The organism is Pirellulales bacterium, assembly GCA_019636335.1.
Taxonomy (GTDB): domain Bacteria; phylum Planctomycetota; class Planctomycetia; order Pirellulales; family JAEUIK01; genus JAHBXR01.
This window is the reverse complement of sequence record JAHBXR010000006.1, coordinates 105,065-123,053: the sequence shown is the minus strand read 5'-3', so window position 1 is coordinate 123,053 and position 17,989 is coordinate 105,065. Positions and strand designations below refer to the sequence as shown.

The window sequence follows — 17,989 nt, the reverse complement described above, 5'->3', positions numbered from 1 at the left end:
CGGATAGCCCCGGACGAAGGCCGACACATGCCACATCCCATCGAACGCAAGATCGCGGAAGTTCGCCGCCGCGCGCGGGGGCTGGCCGCGTTGTTTGGCGCAGGCCGGGTGGTGGCGTTTGTCGTGGCGGCGGTCGTGGCGGTGGGCCTGCTCGATTACCTGGTACGCTTCGAGGATCGCGGTCTGCGGATCATGAGCAGTCTGTTCGTTGCTGCCTTGGTGCTGTGGACGGTCTATCACTACCTGTTGCGGGGCCTGCTCACACGACTCGACGACGTCGATGTCGCGCTTCGCATCGAACGCCGCTATCCGCATCTGAACGACCGTCTGGCCAGTGCCGTGCAGTTCCTGCGGCAAGCCGAGGACGAGCCTTATGCCGGTTCGGCCGCGCTGCGCCGCGCCGTCGTGATCCAAACCGAGCAGGAGGCCGAGAAGCTCCATTGGCGCGACTTGTTCGACTTGCGCCCCGTGCGACGTTCGGTAATCGCGGGGGGGGCCATGTCGATCGTGGCGCTGGCGGTCGTGCTGTGCGATCCGACCTCGGCGCGGGTGGCGGTGGCGCGACTCATTCATCCGCTCGAAGACATCGCCTGGCCGCAAAAGAATCACCTGGTGTTTCGGCAGGCCATTCATCGCCTGGCGATCGGACGATCGCTCGAGCTGGAAGTCGTCGACGCCGAGGGGGCGGAGTTACCGAGCGACGTGCGTCTCGAGTACCGCTACGAAGGAAGCTCGACGGTCGAACAAGTCGACATGGTGCGGTTGGGAGACGCGATGGTCGGTCGCCTGGAGGGGGTGATCCGACCGTTCGCTTACCGTGCGGTGGGAGGAGACGACCGCTCCATGCCGTGGGTCGAGCTCGAGGTGGTGGAGCCACCGGCGCTCGATACGCTGACCGTCATGGTTCACTATCCGGAGTACACCAGTTGGCCGCCGCGCCGTCTCGAGCGACATCTGCGTGCCCTGGTGGGGACGCGGGTCGAGATGCAGGGGACCACAACCAAGCCGATCCACAGCGCCACGATCGCCTTGGAGGATGGCGCCAACGTGCCGGCCGAGGTGGCGCCCGATGGTCTCGGCTTCGCGCTGGCCGCGAACGCCGATCCGGCGTTTGTCATCGCGCGCAGCGGCTCGTATCGAATTCTGCTCGAGGATAGCGAGGGGCTCGTCGGAGGCGAAGATACCCGCTACGAAGTTCGCGCAGTGGCCGACTTGCCGCCGCATGTATCGATGGAGCAGCCCGAGGCGAACATCTATGTCACGGCCGAAGCGGTCGTGCCTGTGCGGGTGACGGTGAAAGACGATCTTGCCATTCACGACGCCTGGCTGCGCTATCGTCGTCTCGACACAGCCTTGACGGAATCGCCCGCCGCCGCGCCGGAGCCTGTCGTCAGCGTGCCCGGCAAGCAGGCCCAGGCTGAAGGAGAGGGAGCGGCAGCTCAGGAGCCTGCACAAGAGTCAGAACCAAGATTCGAGTCGTTGCCGCTTTATGCAGGTCCGCCTGCGGCGCCGGCGCCGACCGCGGAGATGCTGGCGGCCACGACGCTGCCGGGCGAGACACGATCGCTCGAGTATGCGTGGGACTTGGCCTCGTTGAATCTGCCGCGCGGCGCGCAGCTCGACTTCTGGTCGGCGGCTAGCGACTATCAGCCCCAAGGGGGAGAAAGTCCCCCACGGCGGATCACGATCATCAGCCCCGCCGAATTGCAGGATCGCCTGGCCGAGCGTCAGAAATTCATCCTGGGGGAGTTGTCGCGCGTGATGAAGCTCGAGCGCGATGCCCGCAACCAGGTGAAAAATCTCGAGATCCAGCTCAACGAGGTGGGCCAGCTCAAGCAGCAAGACCTCGATCACCTGCAGGGGGCGGAGCTCGCTCAGCGGCAGGTCGATCGCGAGCTGTCCAGCCCGCATGAAGGCGTGCAGGCGCAGATCGCGGGGTTGCTCGAGGATCTGCGGAACAACAAGGTCGACAGTCCCGATCTCGAACGTCGCATGTCCGAGCTCTCGAAGCAGCTCGAGCAGGTGGCAGCCGATCATTTGCCCGAGATCGCCCGCGAGTTGACCAATGCTCTCAAGCAGGGGCAGGCGGAAATGCGCGACGAGGGGGATGCCCGGGCCACGTCCGACGCGCTGGCCCGCGCCGGGCAGCAGCAGGATGCCGTGCTCGCTTCGCTCGAGCGCATGTTGGGAGACTTGTCGCAGTGGGACAATTACCGGCGATTTCACCGCGAAGTCGGCGCCCTGCAGCGCGAACAACAGGCGCTGACCGAAGAGACGGCCAGGCTCGGCCGCGAAACGGTGTCGCTCGACGCGCAAGAGCTCACGCCCCAGCAGCAGGCCGATCTCAAGAAGCTCGGTGCGCGACAGGTCGATCTTGCGCGCCGGCTCGAAGCGCTCGAGCAGCAGATGTCCGAGGCGAAAAAAACGCTGGCCGAGGAAGACCCCCTGGCGGCCGACACGTTGAACGACGCGGTGCATGCCTCGCGTCAATCGGGGCTGGGGGGAGCGATGCGCGACGCGGCGCGCCATGTCGAGGGCAATCAAATCGGCCAGGCCGCGCAGCAGCACCAGCAAATCGCCGAGAATCTGCAAGAGATGCTCGACGTGTTGTCGAACCGGCGCGAGAACGAGCTGGAGCGGCTGGTGGCCAAGTTGCGCGAGGCCGAAAAGCAACTCGCCAAGATCGAACAAGAACAAGAAGGCCTGCGCAAGCGAATGCAGAAGGCAGCGCAGATCCCCAATGCCGAGGAGCGGCGCCGCGAGTTGGAACGGCTGACCCGCCGTCAGCAGGAATTGCAGCAAGAGGCCGAACGCCTGGCGCGGCGGTTGCAGCGTCTCCAGGCCAACGACGCAGCGCAGTCGATGGCGCGTGCCGGGTCGAGCATGCAGCAGGCGGGGCAACAGGGCGAACAGGGAGACGCGGGCGAAGCCTCGCAGGGGGCGCAACGCGCCGAACGGGATCTGGAAGCCGCGCAAGAGCAGCTTGCCCAGGCACGCCAACAGGCCGAAGCGGACCTGGCGTTCGAGCAGTTGCGCCGCATGCGCGACGAGCTCGCGGCGCTGCGCGATAGCCAGCAAGGCGTGCAGGCCGAGACCGTCCGTCTCGACGAGCTGCGGAAGGAAAAATCGAATCTGACTCGGGCGCAGATTCTCAGCCTGCGCGAGCTGGCACGTCAGCAGGCCACGCTCGAAGCGGCAGCCGCGGAGCTGGCCGAGCGACTATCGGCCGCTGCCGCGTTTCGGCTGGCCCTGCAGGGGGCCGGACGCGACATGCGCCGCGCCGCCGACTTGCTCGAACGCCGTGAGACGGGCCTGCCGGCACAGCGTGCCGTCGCGCAGGCACTGACGAGGCTCGCCCAACTGGTGTCGGCGCTCGACCTGGCCAAAGACGATCCGGGGGGCCAGCAGCAGGATGACCAGCAGGGGGGCGAAGGCCAAACTCAGAATCAATCCGAAGGGGATGCCATTGCCAACGTCTCGCAACTCAAGCTGATCAAATTGATGCAGGAAGAGATCAATCGTCGCACGCTCGAGATGGATGACGCCTATCAGCAGAACGGTTCGCTCACCGAGGATCAGCAGGTTGAATACACCGCACTCGGTCAAGAACAGGGCGAATTGGCCGATTTGCTGCAAAGTTTGATCGAGCGTGCCCCGGCCCCCGAAGAGCCCGACGAGCTGGATCTCGAACGCCAGGACCCCGCGCCCAGGCCGGGGCGTGGTACTGGAGAGCCGGATGAGGCAGAATTAGAGTTGGAGCTCGAACCATGAATGTCGCGCCGAAGAACTTGCGGATCGCCCTGCTCTTGCTGCTCGGCGCGTTGCTGGGGGGGGGCGTGCCCGCGGTGGTTCGGGCGGGCAGCGCGGCTGCGCCGAACGCGGGGGACGACGCTGCGGCCGATTCGCTCGACGACGAGCTGCTGAAAGAACTGGAAGACACGCCCCCGCCCTCGCGAAAGCCCGCTTCGAAGGCCGCTCCCGCGGCCCAACCTCCCGCATCGAAGCCAGATGATAAGGACGAGGCGGCGCCGGCGGGCCGCGAGACCGACCCGCTCGACGAGGAATTGATGCGCGAGCTGGGCGAAGGAGAGCAGGAACAAGCCGGCGAAGAGAATCGCCTGGGGCGGGTAGCACGCACGATGCGCGAGGTCGAGAACCGTCTCACGCGGTCCAAGACGGACCAGGAGACGCGCGAGCTGCAGACGAAAATCGTCTCGGATCTCGAGCAGATGATCGACGAAGCCATGAAGCAGGCGAAACGCTCGAAGTCGAAATCCTCGAGCAGTGGCAGCTCGGGCGAGCAGCAGGCCCGGCGATCGAAGCCCGAGCAGGCCCAGCAAGAGAACCAGCAGAAACAGCAGGGCGAGCCCCAGGACGACCGGCCGGCCAGCGACAGCACCGAACGGCTGAGAGCCGATCGAGCGTTGCGTCCCGATCCGGGACAGGTGCGCGAGAGGATGAAGCATTTGTGGGGGCACTTGCCCGAACGCGAACGAGAGATGATGCTCAATGCATCGATCGAGCAGTTTTTGCCGAAGTACGAGCTGCTGATCGAACAGTACTTCCGCCGCCTGGCCGAAGAGCAACCGCAGAAATAGAGCGCGTGTGATTGCACCGTCGTTGCGAGCCAAGGGAGTGCCAGCCATGTTCCGACATGTCGTGCGTGCCCCGGTCGCGTGCGCGGTGCTGGGGCTGGTCTTGCTGGCGGGCAACCGGCCTGTGTTGGCAGAGCCTGAAAGTCCCGAGCAGACGGCGGGGCAATTCGTCACGCCCGCTTCGCGCAAGGCCGTCGATGCCGGCCTGTCCTTCCTGGCGTCTCGGCAGCAGGAAGATGGTTCGTTCGGCAGTGGCGGGTATAGCAAGAACGTGGCCGTCTGTGCCCTGGCCGGCATGGCGTTCATGGGCAATGGCAGCACGCCCGGACGTGGTCCCTACGGCAAGGAATCAGAACGCTGCGTCGACTTTATCCTCGCCCATACCGAGGACAGCGGCTTCATTACCGTCGAGGGGGCATCGAGTCACGGGCCGATGTACGGCCACGGTTTCGCCACGATGTTTCTGGCCGAAACCTATGGCATGAGTAAACGTCCCGAGCTGCGCGAGAAGCTGGGGAAGGCGGTGCAGCTTATTGTCGAGACGCAGAACGACGAAGGGGGCTGGCGCTATCAGCCGCAGCGCCGCGATGCGGACATCTCGGTCACGATCTGCCAGGTGATGGCTCTGCGCGCCGCACGCAACGCGGGCATCAGCGTGCCCAACGAGACGATCGTCCGCTGCATCGATTACGTCAAGCGCAGCCAGAATGCCGATGGTGGCTTCATGTACATGATTCAAGGCGGGGCCAGTGCCTTTCCGCGCTCGGCCGCCGGGGTCGTCGCACTTTATAGCGCCGGCATCTACGAAGGGCCCGAGGTCGACAAGGGGCTCAAGTATCTGATGGAGCAACTTCCGCGCGGCGGATCGTTCAAGCGCGAGAGTCATTACTTCTACGGCCACTATTACGCGGTGCAGGCGATGTGGCATGCCGGGGGCGATCATTGGACCCGCTGGTATCCGGCGATCCGCGACGAGCTCGTCTCGCAGCAGCACCCCGATGGCTCCTGGGTCGATTCGATCTGCTCGGAGTATGGCACCGCGATGGCCTCGATCGTGCTGCAGATTCCCAACAATTATCTCCCAATTTTCCAGCGTTAGATGAGATTTCCGGCGGCCAGCCTGTTGCTCTTGCTCGCTACGCTGGCGGCCCCGTTCGCCGCCACCCAGGCTGCCGAAGGGACGCTCGTTACCGCGGCGTCGCGCGCGCCCGCCACGCTACGCCGTATCGAGGCCGGCGGGACCTACGTCTTCGACGTCACGGGGCAAAGCCGCACCCTCACGGGAAGCGAGTTCATCGCCTGGGGGACTCCGATCGAATCGGGCCGGGGCGTGCAGGTGGTGTTGGATCGCGGGGGCGTGCTGGTCGCGGGCGCTGTCTCGCTGGCCGACGAAACGCTCGAAGTCGAGGATTCGCTGTTGTGGAGCGACATGCGCCGGACGGCCACGATTCGGATTCCCCTCTCCCACGTCGCCGGCGTGATGTTTCAGCCCTGTTTCGATGCGATCGAGCGCGATCGTCGACTGCATGCCCTGGCGGCGACCGAGGCCGACGCCGAACGTCTTTTTCTGGCCAATGGCGATGAATTGAAAGGGACGATCGTTCAACTCTCCCCGGACCGAATCGAATTCGAATCGAACGTCGGCCAGCTCGACGTCGAGCTCGAGAAGGTAACCGCCGTGGCCTTCGATCCTGCCTTGCGCTTGTCTTCCGATGGGCCCGCGACCGGCGTGCTGGTTGGCCTGGCCGATGGTACGCGTTTGCAGGTGGCTTCGCTTACCAGCGACGAAACGACCGCCACGCTACAGCTTGACGACGAGACTTCGTGGCACGTAGAGAAGCAGGAGATCGTCTGGCTCTTGCCCTCCCACGAGAACGTTGCCTGGCTCTCGGATCTCGAGCCGGCCAGCTATCGCCATCTCCCCTTCCTCGAGCTCGAGTGGCCCTACCAGCTCGATCGGTCCGTCACGGGGGGCCTGCTACGCAGCGGCGGCCGGCTCTATCTCAAGGGGGTGGGCATGCACAGCACGGCGCGATTGAGCTGGGATCTCGCTCAACCGTGGCGCCGGTTCGAGGCCGATCTGGCGCTCGACGACAGTGCCGGCAAGAGGGGCAGCGTCGTGTTCCGCGTGTTCGCCGATGGCAAAGAGGCCTTCGCCAGTCCCGTCATCCGGGGTGGCGAGCCGCCGCGTCCGATCTCGGTTGACATCACGGGGGCGGAACGCTTGAGCCTGATCGTCGATTTCGCCGATCGGGGGGACGAGCTCGACCACGCCGATTGGCTGCATGCTCGACTCGTTCGCTAGCCCGCCCCTTCCCACCTGGCCGGACCATTCTTCGCACGATGAGACCCTGATGCCCAAGTACCGCTTGCTCGCGATCGACATCGATGGAACGCTCGTCAACAGTCGCGACGAGCTCACGCGGCCGACGTTGACAGCATTGCGCAGGGCGCGCGAGGCCGGGGTGAGGATCGTACTGGCGACGGGGCGCCGCTATGGCCGTGCGTTGCCCCTGGTCGCGCCGCTCGAACTCGACGCGCCGCTGGTGTGCAATTGCGGCGCCTTGATCAAGCGGCCCCTCGACCATCAGACGCTGTTCGAGGCGACGCTCGATCGTGACCTGCTGGGGGCGGTGCTCGCGCACGTTGATCGGGCGGGCTACGATCCGATCCTGTACGCCGACACGCACGCCGAGGAGTTCGATTTCTATTGCCGGCATCGACGGCCCAAGTCGCCCGAGCTGGCGGAGTTCCTCGACTTGAACGACGGCTACGAGCGCGTGTCGCCGAGTCTTGTGGCCGATCCGCCGCCGGGCATCTTCGCCCTGTGTGCCATGGGAACGCGCGATGAGATGCTACTGCTCGAGCGGCAGTTACAGGCGGCGCTACCCGAGCGGCTCTACACGCACGTGCTGCGCAGCCCGCGCTATCGCGGCTACATGTGCGAAATCGCGGGAATTGGCATCACGAAGTGGTCGGGCATCGAGCGACTGGCCCGCGAATGGGGCATCGCCGACGCGGAGATCTGCGCCGTCGGCGACGACGTCAACGACCTCCCCATGATTCGCGCGGCGGGCCTCGGGGTGGCCATGGGCAATGCCCTCGACGAAGTGAAGGCCGCCGCCGACCGCGTGGCTCCCCGCCACGACGACGATGGGCTACTCGCCGTGGTCGAATGGTTGGGCATTTAGACCGCCACCACGCTTTTTGCTTGCTATCGGCGCGGCGGCATGGCCTATTTGGAGCGGCCGCGCGCCGCTATTTTCCTAGTGAATCTTCGAGGGTGTGGAACGATGCTCACTCGGCGGAACTTTTTGGGTACGCTCGGCGCCGGATTGGCCGGCGCCACGCTCTTGCGTGCCGATGATGCCACGGGAGGTGCTCGTCGCAAATTGGCCGTCGTCACCACGGAGTGGCGCTATCATTCACACGCCTGGCACATGGCCGAGCGGTTTCTCGTGGGCTATCCGCGCGAAGGGGCGTGGCATCATCCGCCTTTCGAGGTGGTGGCGGCCTACGTCGACCAGTTTCCGGAGAACGACCTCAGCCGCAGCCGCGCCAAGGAATTCGGCTTCAAGATCTATCCCACGATCGCCGAGGCGGTGCGGGCCGGAGGCAACAAGCTGGCCGTCGACGGGGTGCTCATCATCGGCGAGCATGGCAACTATCCCGACAACGAGCTGGGACAGAAGAAGTATCCTCGTTACGAGTTCTTCAAGCAGGTGACCGACGTCTTTCGGCAAGAGGGCCGCGCCGTGCCCGTGTTCAACGACAAGCACCTGTCGTGGAATTGGGATTGGGCCAAGGAGATGGTCGAGACGTCCCGATCGCTTGGCTTTCCCTTGATCGCCGGCTCTTCGCTACCCGTGACGTGGCGCATGCCCTCGATCGATTTGCCCTTCGGCGCGCAATTGGACGAGATCATGTGCGTCGCGATGGGGGCGGTCGACAGCTACGACTTTCACGCGCTCGAAGTCTTGCAGTGTATGGCCGAACGCCGACGCGGCGGTGAGACCGGCGTGGCGAACATGCAGGCCCTGCGTGGGCCGGCGGTGTGGGACGCGCTCGTCGCAGGCAGTTGGGACCAAGGAGGGTGGGATCCGAAACTGTTTGAGGCCTGCCTCTCGCGCACGCAGACGCTGGCCCAACCCGAGACATTCAGCGATCGCTATCCCACGGTCGAGCAGATCAAGAGCTGGGTCGAGGAGCCGGTGACGTATCGCTTCGAGTACAATGACGGATTGCGCGCGACCATGCTGCTGATGAACGGCCTGGTCGGCGATTTCACCTTTGCGGCGCGCATTGCGGGTCAGGAAGATCCCCTTTCCACGTTGTTCTATCTGCCGCCGAATCCGAATGTCGTCTATTCGGCCGCGCTGATGTCGAAGGTGGAAGAGACGTTCCTGACGGGCAAGACGCCATTGCCTGTCGAACGCACGTTGCTGACTTCAGGCCTCGTGGCGGCGGGCATGAAATCGCTCGGCACGGGACAGCAGCGGCTCGACACGCCCCATCTCGCCGTGAAGTACCAGTCGCCGCGCGAATCGACCTTCTGGCAGAGTTAGCCCGGTGATGCGATTGCAGGTTCGAGCATGGTGGATGGCGTGGCAACTTGCCTGCGCGCTTGCGCTCGGGTCGACCTGGGGGACAGGCTCGTTCGCGCAAGAGGCTGACGTAGCGGCTACGCCGGCGGCCAACCGTGTGTTGTGGCACAACACACGACTGACCGGTTCGCCGGAACCACCGCCCCCCTACACGGTCGAGCGCACGTTCGCCAAGATCGAATGGAAGGCGCCGATCTATCTCGCGCCTGTGCCCGGAACGCAGGAGCTGGTCGCAATCCTGCAAGGGGGCGAGGCGGACCGGCCGGCGAAGATCGTACGCCTCGTCGACGATCCCGAGACGGCGCAAATGGATCCGGTGCTCGAGATGGATCGGCGGCTCATCTATGGGCTGACGTTTCATCCTCGCTTTCAAGAGAACGGTTACGTGTATGTCTTCTCGAACGGACCCTGGGACCAGCCAGACCGCGCGAATCGCATCTCGCGCTTCACCGCCACGTCGCGATCGCCACTGACGATCGATCCAGCGACGGAACTGCCGCTGCTCGAATGGGAATCGGCCGGCCACGATGGGGGCGATCTGGCGTTTGGTCTGGACGGGATGCTTTACATCACATCAGGAGATGGCACGAGCGATTCCGATACGTTCGACAGCGGACAGGATGTCGGCAACTTGCTGGGGGCCGTGCTGCGCATCGACGTCGATCACACGGCCGAGGATTGCGCCTACTCGATTCCCGTGGACAATCCCTTTCTCGGCATCGAGGGGGCACGCCGCGAACTGTGGGCCATCGGGCTGCGCAATCCCTGGCGCATGTGCGTCGACGAACGAACCGGCCACGTCTGGGTGGGGAACAACGGTCAGGATCAGTGGGAGACCGCGCACCTGATTTGCCGCGGCGATAATTGCGGCTGGAGCGTCTACGAAGGGAGCCATCCTTTCTATCTACACCGCCAGCGCGGCCCCGCCCCCATTGTGCCGCCGACGATCGAACATCCCCATTCGGAGTTCCGTTCGCTGACGGGGGGCGTCGTGTATTACGGGCACGCGCTGCCAGAACTCGATGGCGTCTACGTCTACGGTGACTACTCGACCGGCAAGATCTGGGGCGCCAGGCACGATGGCGACACGCTGCTCGAATGGCGCGAGCTGGCCGATACGACGCTGCAGATTGCGGCGTTCCGCGTCGATCAGCGCGGCGAGCTGCTCGTCGTCGATCATGGTGGCGGCATCTATCGGCTCGTGCCTCAGGTGACAACCATCGAAGGGACGCCATTTCCAACCAGGCTCAGTGAGACAGGGCTTTTCACTTCGGTAACCGAGCATCGGCCAGCGCCGGGCGCGATTCCCTATGAAGTCAACGCGCCGGCCTGGGCCGACGGCGCCAGCGCCGCGCGCTTTCTGGCGCTCGATGGCGAGACGAAGATCGCCTATACAGCAACCGGGGGCTGGAACTTCGAGAATGGAGCGGTCCTGGTGCAGACGCTGAGTCTGCCCTGCGCCGAGAATGACAAGTGCGAGCCGCGTCGCATCGAGACGCGTTTGCTCGTCCGGCGGCAGAACGAATGGACGGGCTACTCGTATCGCTGGAACGAAGCGCAGTCCGATGCCGAGTTGGTGGACAAGAACGGCGCCAAGCAGACGTTGATAATTTGCGAGGAAGAGATACCGGGTGAGTCGTCGCAGATCGTGTGGCGATTTCCCGGCCGCACGGAGTGTCTGGCCTGCCATTCGCGCGCCGCGAACTACGTCTTGGGGTTGAGCGAGGTGCAGATGAACCGCCCGGCGGGTGAGGATCGCACCGGCGAGAATCAACTGGAGCGGTTTGCTCGCGGGGGACTCTTTCAAGACGCGCTGCCGAAGCCGGCGGCGGAGCTCGCGCATTTGGTCGACCCATACGATCGTACTGCGCTGCTCAAGGCCCGCGCGCGTTCGTACCTGCATGCCAATTGCGCGGCCTGCCACGTGGCGGCCGGGGGTGGCAACGCGCGGATGGAGCTGGGATTCGCGACGGCGGCCGACGCGACCAACCTGATCGAGGCGCGGCCACAACACGATACGTTTGGCATGGCCAACGCCATGCTCGTCGCACCCGGGCACCCCGAGCAATCGGTGCTGTTGCATCGCCTCTCGCACCGCGGCCGTGGTCAGATGCCGCCGCTTGTGGTGGCGCGCGTCGACCAGCGAGCCGTCGAGCTGTTTCGCGATTGGATCGCCGAGTTGAAGCCGAAACGAACGTTCGTTCGCGACTGGACGTTGGACGAGCTGACGCCCGAGCTGGTAAAGCTCGCCGAGCCACGCTCGCGCGAGTCGGGCGAACGCCTGTTCGCCGAGATCGGCTGCGCGCAGTGCCACCGGCTGGGCACGGCACGCGGGACCGTCGGGCCAGACCTGACCGATTTGGCACGCCGTCAGACGCCGGCGCAGGTGCTCGAATCGATCGTGCATCCGTCGAAGGTTATTCCCGAGGCGTACGCCGCCACGGTGATCGAAACCGACGAGGGACTACGGCACACCGGGCGCATCGAGCAGGAAACCGAACTCCACGTCGTCCTGCGCACCGGCGCCGGAGACGCCGACGTGGTGAGCGTGAAAAAAGCGACGATCGTGGCGAGGGGACTTGCGGAGATCTCGAACATGCCGGCCGGCATGCTCAACGTGCTGACGTTGGAAGAAGTGCTCGATCTGCTGGCGTATCTCGGTCAGTCGCCCGCCGCGAGCGCCGAGCCAAAAGCAACCGACTAACGCTACGCCAGAATATCACGGATCACCTGGCCGTGATCGATATCGAGCCGTTTGCGCCCAGGCACTTCGAGGCGTCGCGAGTCGAGCCCGAGTTGGTGCAGGATCGTGGCGTGGATGTCGGTCACGTAGTGAGGATGCTCGACGGCGTGGAAGCCGATCTCGTCGGTCGCGCCGTGCGTGATGCCCCCCTTGATGCCGCCGCCGGCCATCCAGACCGAGAAGCCATAGATGTGGTGGTCGCGGCCGTCGCCGTTCTGCGAGCCCGGCGTGCGACCGAACTCGCTGGCGAAGATCACGAGCGTCGAGTCGAGCAGCCCACGGCGTTTGAGATCGGTCAGCAGACCGCCGATCGGCTTGTCGACGGCGCGGAAGTTCTTCTCGTGGTTGGCCTTGAGCCCACCGTGGGCGTCCCAGACGCCGGCCCCCCCGGCGCCGTGCTGAACCTGCACGAAGCGCACCCCTTGCTCGACGAAACGCCGGCAGGCGAGCATCTGCATACCGAACTCTTTCGTGGCCGGATCGTCGAGGCCGTAGAGCTGCTGCGTCTCGGCGCTTTCCTGGTCGAAGTCGAGCACGTTAGGGACCGAGGTCTGCATGCGGAAAGCCAGCTCGTACGATTGGATCCGCGCGGCGAGGGCCGGATCGTGCGGGTACTCGATCGCCTGCAGTTGGTTCAGACGATCGACGAGGTCGAACTGAATGCGTTGTTCCTCGCGCGAGATCCCCTCGGCCAACTGGCCGAATTCGAGCGGGTTGGCCGGGTCGACGCGGATCGGGACGGCATCGTGTGCCGGCCCCAGATAGTGGCCGTCTTTTTTGTTCCAATACTCGCGATTTCCCAGCGAGATGTACTGCGGCAGATTGTCGTTCACCGAACCAAGGCCATAGTGTACCCAGGCGCCGAGGTTCGGATACTCGCCGTCGAGCATGTGACGGCCCGAGTGAAACTGCGTCTGCGCGCCGTGATTGTCGTCGGTGGTGTAGATCGAGCGCAGAAAGCAGATATCGTCGGCATGCGCGCCGACGTGGGGCACCCAGTCGCTCAGCTCGACGCCGCATTGTCCGTACTTGCGGAAGCCCACTTGCAATGGGTAGAGCTTATTGCGCTGCTGGCCATTGGCGTCATTGATGACGGTGACCCGGGCCAGCTTCAGCCGCTCGGGGTTCTGCACGTCGGCAAAGGGGGTTTCATCGATCGTCTTGCCGGCATACTGATCCAGCGCCGGCTTGGGATCGAAGCTCTCCATGTGCGAGACGCCGCCATTCATGAAAAGCCAGATGACGCTCTGCGCCCGGGGGGCGAAGTGGGGGCGACCGTCGGGAGGTCGCCAGCCAGAGGCCTCGGCGGCACGAACGATGCCATCCTGCGAGAGCATTGCTCCGAGCGCCATACCCGTGAATCCCATGCCCAGATCGGCCAGAAACGTGCGCCGGTGGATACCGGTGCAACCGCGATGATGGTGAGAACGGGTCATGGTTGGTATCGTCGTGTCAGAGGGGTGCCGGTCAGCGCACCGTGACAAAGTCGTTGTGGTTCAACAGCGCGTGGACCAGATTGGTGCGCGCCTGCACGCTGGGGTTCGAATGATTCTGGGCGGTGGCCGCCGACACGAGGGCGGCGAGCGCCTCGCGACAGACAGACAACTCGTCGGCGGTTGGTTCTTCGGCCAGGATCAAGACAAAAGCTGCTCGAGCGAAGTCCTCGTCCGATTGCTCGGGAGACGCGGCATTCAGTCGCGCGGCAATCTTGCCGGCCATGCCGGCGGCCAGCGGACTGTTGGCCAACGCCAGGGCCTGCTGCGGCACGATGCTTTCCGAGCGACGATAACATTCGCGGACCATGGCGTCGTCGAACGTTTCGAGGAACGTCTGGTGGTCGTTGTGAGACTGGATGAAATAGATGCTGCGACGGCGCGACGTTTCGTCCTGGGTGGGGATGCTCGGCCCGCCGAGCGTCTGATCGAGCTCGCCCGCCAGGTGCAGCAGGCTATCGCGCACCGATTGCGCCTCCATCCGCACGGGATTCGCGCGCCAATAGAACTTGTTTTCCTCATCTCGCGCGAGATTCTCTTCAGTGGCGCCGGCCGCGGAAGAGTTCATGCGATAGGTATTCGACAGGACGATCATCCGGTGCATGTGCTTCATGCTCCAGCCGTGTTCGATGAATTCCACGGCGAGCCAGTCGAGCAGTTCGGGATGGCTGGGGGCGGCGCCGTTGCGGCCGAAGTCGAACACCGTGGCGACGAGCGGCCGGCCGAGATGTCTCGACCAGAGATGATTCATCGCCACGCGTGCGGGAAGCGGATTCGCCGGATCAGTAAGCCAGCGAGCAAGTGCCGTGCGGCGCCCCGTGCTCGTGCGCGGAAAGGGCTTTTGGCGAGACTGTTCATCTTCCAAGTTCGATTCAAGGGTCTTCAACGCACCTGGAAGCGGCGTATATTCCTCGCTCGACTCGGCGGCGAGTTTCTGGGCGTTCTCGAACGCCTGGCGGGCTGCGTTCAGTTTTTCCTCGGCGGCCTTCTTGTCTTCAGCGGCCTGGGCGTGGGCAAGCTCTGCTTTGGCGACCGCTTCCGCAGCCGTGGCAATGGCCAGCGCACGCTCGGCCGCCACCGCAGCCCTAGCGAGCGCGGCAGCATTTTCCGCAGGAGGTTCAGCGAACCGGGCGCGATCCGCGGCAGCTCGCGCTTGCAGAGACGGAATGACGGCCTCGGTCGCCGTCCGCGATTTCTCGGCGGCAGCCATCGCCCACTGGGCATGAGCGACGCCTTGCAACACTTCGGCCGAAGGCTCCATGCCGCTCGTCGTGGCTAGCCGAGCGGCTTCTTCCGACTTGTTTAATTCGGCCCGAACGAGCTCGATGCTGGCGCGTGCCTCGGCGATCTTCTTATCGGCCGCCTGGAGTTGCCCTTCGAGAATGTAGGGACGCAGGCCCGGCGCATACGATTCGGCGGGAAGCGAGACCGCTTCGATGTGCCAATCGGCCTGTGGCAGGAAGCTGGGAATGCCAGGCTCGATCGCGCGGCTGGTATCTGGCGTGCGATCGTCGCCGCGCACGTGAATGTGCGTCACTGCTTCGAGGTTGCAGTCGAACGCGCGGGGGATGCCGTCGCGCTCGAAGTCGAGTTCGCCGGCCACCTGCTCGGTGCGAATCTGGTGCGGTTCGAAGACGGCCCGCAGGCGATAGTAGTCTTCGTGGCTGATGGGGTCGTACTTGTGGTCGTGGCACTTCGCGCAGTTGAAGGTCAGCCCGAGCATCGCTTTCGAGGTGTGCTCGATCGTCTCGTCGAGCCAGCTCGTGCGATTGAACTTGAAGTATTGCCGGGCCAGGAAGCCGCCGGCGCGCAGCCGCTCGAGATCGTTCGGATAGAGCTCGTCAGCGGCGAGCATCTGCCGGAGCATTTCGTCGTAGCCGAGATCGGCATTGAGCGACTCGATGATCCAGTCGCGCCAGTGCCAGATGTGCTTTTGAGAATTGCGCACCTCGGCTCCCAGTCCCCACCAGTCGCTGTAGCGCCAGATGTCCATCCAGTGGCGACCCCAGCGTTCGCCATAGTGCGGGCTGGCGAGCAGACGTTCGACCACCTTCTCATAGGCGTCCGCCGAGTCGTCGGCGAGGAACGCCCCCTGCTCGTCGGCCGTCGGGGGCAGACCGATCAAATCGAGCGTCACGCGGCGTAGCCAGAGACGTTTGTCGGCGGGGGGCTGGGGCGTCAGTCCGCGCGACACGTGCTCGGCCGAGATGAAGGCATCGATCGGCGTACGCACCCAGTCGGCGTTGATGGCGGTGGGCAGAGCAGGGGGGACCGGCGGCTTGAAGGCCCAATGATCGCTCGGATCTCGTTCTGGTTTCTCATCGGACGGGGCCGGGGCGCCGGCGGCAATCCAGTCGCGAATCACGTCAATCTGCGCGGCCGACAAGGGCTCTCCCTCCGGGGGCATGCGCAGGCTGGCGTCGTCGGCCGAGATTCGCTCGACGAGCAGACTGGCGGCGGCGTCGCCTGGCTCGATGGCCGCGCCGCTGTCACCGCCGCGGCGGGCAAACTCGACGGTGTCGAGCCGGAGCCCCGATTCTTGCTTCAGGGCCCCATGGCAGGCGTAGCAGCGTGCCTGGAGCACGGGCTTCACGTGGCGAGCGTAGTCGATTTCAGCGGCCGAGGCCGTAGTCGTCCAGCCAAGGGATACGCCCAGCGCGCAGGCCACGAGTTGTCGCAGAATCCATATCATGCTCGGCCGTGCTCGCACGTTGCTACCCTGTCGACATGATAAAGCCCGCTCCGCAGCCACGCAAGAAACGGTTTTGCCACAGTGTATTATGGCGCAAGGTCTTACGTGGGCTGGTAGGCCCAGGTCTGCCACAGATGCTTCATCGGCGGGCGTTCTCCGCGGAATTGCCAGTTCCACGATTGCGAGACCAGCAGCAGGAACATCATCGTCGTCGAATGGAGCGGATGCCGCAGGGCGAATGGCAGCAGTCGTCCCCATTGGCTGGGACTGAACAGCGATCGCATGCCGTGGCGCAGCCACTCTTCACTCGTGAGGTGGTAGTCGTACGTGGCGTCGCGTTCGGCGGCGAGTTGAAAATAGGGCTGCGCGCAGCGCTCGAACTGACCGAGATGCGGATAGTGGCCGCCGAAGCCGCGGACCAGCAGGGAGTAGTGAAACTTGTCGGAGAACCAGCGGTACGACCAGGGGCTGCGCATGGCGTCGGTCGGATCGCTCGCGAAGCGGTCGAAGTGGATCGTGGTGTTGATCACGCGTCGGCTCGTTGATGAAGGATCGAGCACACGGTGACAGATGCCGAATAGTTCGTGATAGATCGCGTCGGCGCGCCCGGCGGCGGCCTCTTCGGCCTGAACGAAGTGCTCGATCGGGCCATTGAGCACCACGGCATCGAAGCAGCCGTTCCACGCGGCGGGGAGATCGTGATAGTTCAGCAGATGAACGTCGAGGCCGCGGTTTCGGCAATGTCGCACCTGATGGGGGGAGATGGTCACTCCCGTGGCAAAGGCGCCCCGTGCGCAAGCACGCGCGACGAGTTCACCGTTGCCGCAGCCGATATCGAGGATGCGCGAGCCCGCCTGGCAGCCGACGGCGTCGAGCAGGTAGTCGAGCTGCGCGAGTTGTGCTTGCTCGTACGGACGGGTTGGATCGCCGTCGTAGAATCCTTCGGTGTAGTCGAGCACGCCGGCGCAGCGAAAGACGCGATCCCAGAAGTCGTAACAGGCGACCGTCGTCCGTGGAGTAGATGAGGAGCGAACCGGCGCGGCGTGTGGTTCGCACGTCGGGGGTGCGGCGACTAGAGATTCGAGCCGAGAGGCAGCCATGATGAGTGGCCCTCCAGTAGGTGGGCTCATCTTACCACTTTCGGCCGAGGCTGCAAATTCTATGTCGATTTGAAGTAAGTCGCTGTTAGCATTCCCACGCGTTCCGCATCCGGGGCGACGAGGGAAGGAACACTAATCGGCACTGATTCGCACTAATCAACCATCAGTGCCGACCAGTGCGAATTAGTGTTCCGTCTGTTACCACCCTTCCCGGTTGGGAAGCGGAACCCGGCTTTCTACATGCGCCGTCGGGAATAAGCGCATGATTGCAGGCGAACGAATGTGACCAAAAAAGAAACCGGCCGCGGAGTTATCCACGGCCGGTCTCTACCCTATGCGGGAAGGTTGGCTGCCTTGACGGACCCGGTCGCGGCGAGCGAATCGTCGCGGGCCAGATAGCAGCCCGTCGGCTGCCGCTAGGCGAGCCACCTCTGGATACCACTACACATGCGGATCACCTCCTTTCTGCCGGAGCCACGCCGTGCCACCGATCAGTCCAGTCTGACGGCCCGCGCGGCAAGTAGTCCGGCCGGAGCCACGTTCGCACCGGCACTCACACACGTCGAATCGTATGGCGGTTCTAGTCTGGCGGTCAAGCGCGATTTCGCGACCACGAGCGTTCCGGACGCACAAGGCGTCGTCGCGTTCGTTGGCGAATGCCCGATCGCCCAGTAGGATGGCCTCCTTGGGGAAGCATCGGCGATCTTCCACCCGGGAGGGAGGGAATATCACCACCGACCGTACCCTTGCGACCAAGATGAG

11 protein-coding genes are annotated in these 17,989 nt (G+C 64.5%); 8 read left to right on the top strand and 3 right to left on the bottom strand.

The features are described from left to right. Positions 1-27: 27 nt before the first annotated feature. From KF708_08200 to KF708_08170, 7 genes are all read left to right on the top strand, one after another. On the top strand, positions 28-3,771 hold the full coding sequence (locus tag KF708_08200; protein MBX3412654.1) for a hypothetical protein: 3,744 nt from the start codon (positions 28-30) through the stop codon (positions 3,769-3,771). Next, complete coding sequence (locus KF708_08195; GenBank protein MBX3412653.1) at positions 3,768-4,598, top strand: hypothetical protein; 831 nt, start codon at positions 3,768-3,770, stop codon at positions 4,596-4,598. The genes KF708_08200 and KF708_08195 overlap by 4 nt, the downstream gene beginning before the upstream one ends. A gap of 46 nt (positions 4,599-4,644) precedes the next feature. Continuing rightward, positions 4,645-5,694 (top strand): terpene cyclase/mutase family protein, encoded by a 1,050-nt coding sequence (locus KF708_08190; protein ID MBX3412652.1) that lies wholly within the window; start codon positions 4,645-4,647, stop codon positions 5,692-5,694. Then, positions 5,695-6,900 (top strand): NPCBM/NEW2 domain-containing protein, encoded by a 1,206-nt coding sequence (locus tag KF708_08185; protein ID MBX3412651.1) that lies wholly within the window; start codon positions 5,695-5,697, stop codon positions 6,898-6,900. 49 nt (positions 6,901-6,949) lie between these two features. Beyond that, positions 6,950-7,786 (top strand): HAD family phosphatase, encoded by an 837-nt coding sequence (locus KF708_08180; GenBank protein MBX3412650.1) that lies wholly within the window; start codon positions 6,950-6,952, stop codon positions 7,784-7,786. A 102-nt stretch (positions 7,787-7,888) separates the two neighbouring features. Continuing rightward, positions 7,889-9,160 carry a hypothetical protein gene (locus tag KF708_08175; GenBank protein ID MBX3412649.1) on the top strand — a complete coding sequence of 424 codons (1,272 nt, stop codon included), beginning with the start codon at positions 7,889-7,891 and terminating at the stop codon, positions 9,158-9,160. Positions 9,161-9,194: 34 nt separating this feature from the next. Next, entirely contained in the window at positions 9,195-11,903 is a 2,709-nt protein-coding gene (locus KF708_08170) for a PQQ-dependent sugar dehydrogenase (protein ID MBX3412648.1), read from the top strand. Between the two features lie 2 nt (positions 11,904-11,905). Here KF708_08170 and KF708_08165 read toward each other — a convergent pair whose 3' ends face one another. The 3 genes from KF708_08165 to KF708_08155 form a co-directional block, all read right to left on the bottom strand. Beyond that, complete coding sequence (locus KF708_08165) at positions 11,906-13,378, bottom strand: DUF1501 domain-containing protein (GenBank protein MBX3412647.1); 1,473 nt, start codon at positions 13,376-13,378, stop codon at positions 11,906-11,908. Positions 13,379-13,409: 31 nt separating this feature from the next. After that, positions 13,410-16,127 carry a PSD1 domain-containing protein gene (locus KF708_08160; GenBank protein MBX3412646.1) on the bottom strand — a complete coding sequence of 906 codons (2,718 nt, stop codon included), beginning with the start codon at positions 16,125-16,127 and terminating at the stop codon, positions 13,410-13,412. 101 nt (positions 16,128-16,228) lie between these two features. After that, positions 16,229-17,227 (bottom strand): class I SAM-dependent methyltransferase, encoded by a 999-nt coding sequence (locus KF708_08155; protein MBX3412645.1) that lies wholly within the window; start codon positions 17,225-17,227, stop codon positions 16,229-16,231. Positions 17,228-17,674: 447 nt separating this feature from the next. On the opposite strand from KF708_08155, the gene KF708_08150 reads away from it, so the two are divergent. Then, positions 17,675-17,902: a hypothetical protein gene (locus KF708_08150; protein MBX3412644.1), complete on the top strand. Its 228-nt coding sequence runs from the start codon at positions 17,675-17,677 to the stop codon at positions 17,900-17,902. Positions 17,903-17,989 lie beyond the last annotated feature (87 nt).